General features: G+C 63.8%; 2 protein-coding genes. Both read left to right on the top strand.

All coding sequences use genetic code 11. The annotated features are described in order from the left end of the window. On the top strand, positions 1-1,032 hold a 1,032-nt coding region (gene ppk1 / locus EN749_RS33680), incomplete at its 5' end, for a polyphosphate kinase 1 (RefSeq protein ID WP_128364792.1). Further along, positions 1,032-2,567, top strand: coding sequence for an exopolyphosphatase (gene ppx, locus EN749_RS33675; protein ID WP_127270757.1), 1,536 nt, complete (start codon positions 1,032-1,034; stop codon positions 2,565-2,567). The genes ppk1 and ppx, both read left to right, overlap by 1 nt. The last annotated feature ends 270 nt before the right edge of the window (positions 2,568-2,837 follow it).

Below are 2,837 nucleotides of genomic sequence, written 5' to 3'. Positions count from 1 at the left end.
TCCAATGACAGCCCGATCGTGCGTGCGCTGGTCGACGCGGCCGAGGCCGGCAAGTCGGTCACCGCGCTGGTCGAGCTCAAGGCGCGTTTCGACGAAGAAGCCAACATTCGCTGGGCGCGCGATCTGGAGCGTGCCGGCGTGCAGGTCGTGTTCGGCTTTCTCGAGCTGAAAACCCATTCGAAAATGTCGCTGGTGGTTCGGCGCGAGGACGGCAAGCTGCGCAACTACGTGCACCTCGGCACCGGCAACTACCATCCGGTAACGGCGCGCATCTACACCGACCTGTCCTTCTTCACCACCGATCCGACGATTGCCCGCGATGTCGCCCAGCTCTTCAATTTCATTACCGGCTATGCCGAGCCGACGGACGAAATGCGGCTGGCGATCTCGCCGTTCACGCTGAGAAGCCGCATCCTCAAGCACATTGCCGACGAGATTGCCTACGCGGTGCAGGGGAAACCGGCGCGCATCTGGATGAAGATGAACGCACTCGTCGATCCGATCATCATCGACGCGCTCTACGATGCCAGCCGCGCCGGCGTCGAGATCGACCTTGTCGTGCGCGGCATCTGCTGCCTGCGGCCGCAGGTTCCGGGCCTGTCGGAAAACATCCGCGTAAAATCAATCGTCGGCCGTTTTCTCGAGCACAGCCGCATCTATTGTTTCGGCAACGGTCACGGCCTGCCGTCGGACGAAGCAATCGTCTACATCTCCTCGGCCGATCTGATGCCGCGCAATCTCGACCGCCGCGTCGAAACCATGGTGCCGATCACGAATCCAACTGTGCACGAACAGATCCTTGGCCAGATCATGCTGGGCAACATCATGGACAATCAGCAAAGTTTCGACGTATTGGCTGATGGAACCTCCCGGCGCGTCGTGCTGGAGGAGGGCGAGGAACCGTTCAACGCGCAGGAATATTTCATGACCAATCCGAGCCTGTCGGGACGGGGTGACGCGCTGAAGTCGCATGCGCCCAAGCGCATTGCGCAGTTCAAGCGCCGCAAGAAGAACGCCGCAGCGTCCGGCTGATGCTGTCTGATTCCCAAGGCCGGCTGCAGGACCGCCGACCGCTGTCCATCATCGACATCGGATCGAACTCGATCCGCCTCGTCGTCTATGAGGGGCTGGCGCGCTCGCCGACCATGCTGTTCAACGAAAAGATGCTGGCCGGTCTCGGCCGGGGCATCGTTTCGACCGGCAAGCTCGACCCCGAGGCGGTGACGCGCTCGATGGAAGAGTTCCGTCGCTTTCGCGCGCTTTCCGACCAGGCCGGCGCCGAGCAGATGTATGTGCTGGCCACCGCCGCGGCCCGCGAGGCGGTCAATGGCCCTGATTTCATTCACCGCGCCGAGGAGGTGCTGAAGACTGAGATCCGTGTCATCAGCGGCCGTCAGGAAGCGTATTATTCGGCGCTCGGCGTCATTTCCGGCTTCCATCCGGCCGATGGCATCGCCGGCGATCTGGGCGGCGGCAGTCTCGAACTGGTCGACGTCGCCGGCGAAGCGATCGGCGACGGCATCACGCTGCCGCTGGGCGGCTTGCGCCTGCAGGACATGGCGAAGAACTCGCTGACTCAGGCGGCGAAGATCGCGCGTGACGAACTGGCGAAGGCCAAGCTGTTGAAAGGCGGGCAGGGCAGGCCCTTCTACGCCGTCGGCGGCACCTGGCGAAATCTCGCCCGGCTGCACATGGAAATGACCAACTATCCGCTTGGTGTCATGCACCATTACGAGATCTCGGCCGAAAGCGCGGCGAATTTCCTCAAGCAGGTGGCCAAAGCCGAGATCGAGAAGGTCAAGGGCATCGAAGGCGTTTCCAAGAACCGCCGTTCGCTGCTGCCCTATGGCGCCGTCGTGCTGCAGGAGATCATGGCGGCGATGCAGCCGTCGAAGATCATCGTCTCGGCGCTCGGCGTGCGCGAAGGCTTTCTCTATTCGCTGCTCGACGAGGCGGAGCAGAAGGCCGATCCGCTGATTTCGGCCTCGGAGGAGCTTGCACGCCTGCGCTCGCGCTCCGTCACCCATGCGCATGAACTTGTCGACTGGACCGCCAAAACCTTTGCCGCCTTCGGCATCGACGAGACCGAGGACGAGGCGCGCTACCGCCACGCGGCCGCATTGCTGGCCGATATCGGCTGGCGCGCGCACCCCGAATATCGCGGCAAGCAATCGCTCAACATCATTGCGCACGCCTCCTTCTTCGGCGTCGACCATCCCGGCCGCGCTTTCCTGGCCATGGCCAACGCCTATCGTCACGACGGCATTTTCAACGAAGCCATCGCCCCCGAGATCAAGGCGCTGGCGCCGCCGCGTTATCTGGAGCGGGCGCGCGTACTCGCCGCGATGATGCGCGTCGTCTACCTGCTGACGGCGTCGATGCCCGGCATCATGCCCAGGCTGAAATGGGAACAGCGCGCCAACGGCGTGCTGGCGCTGGTCTTGCCGGCGTCGCTGGCCGATCTCTATGGCGAGCGGCCGGCCGGGCGCCTGGCGCAACTGGCAAGGATAACCAACCGCCGGCTGGTGCTGGCTGTTGAGGGTGGGCCCAGCATGTCGGTGAAATAGGCGCTGGCTGGTAGCAGACCGTGTCTTATCTGACTTAAGGGGAGACCTGCCCGGTCGTCTCAGCGTTGGCGGCATCGCGTTTGTAGACCGGCTTCCCCCAATCCGTCGCTGCTTCGCAGCGCCACCTTTCCCCCCTCCGGAGGGAAAGGAAGGGAGCCCCGTTGGAAGAGCGTTGGCGGCAACAGGTTCGCGCCCTTCCTCCACCCCGTCGATCGGGGGAGAGATGGCTCGGCGAAGCCGAGACGGAGTGGGGGTCGACCAGCTCGGGCG

This window comes from Mesorhizobium sp. M7A.F.Ca.ET.027.02.1.1 (assembly GCF_004022985.1).
Lineage (GTDB): Bacteria > Pseudomonadota > Alphaproteobacteria > Rhizobiales > Rhizobiaceae > Mesorhizobium.
This window is presented reverse-complemented; position numbering and strand designations above follow the sequence as displayed.

Coding starts and splice junctions, on each gene's coding strand:
- ppx (WP_127270757.1), top strand. CDS start 1,032: ATGCTGTCTGATTCCCAAGGCCGGCTGCAGGACCGCCGACCGCTGTCC.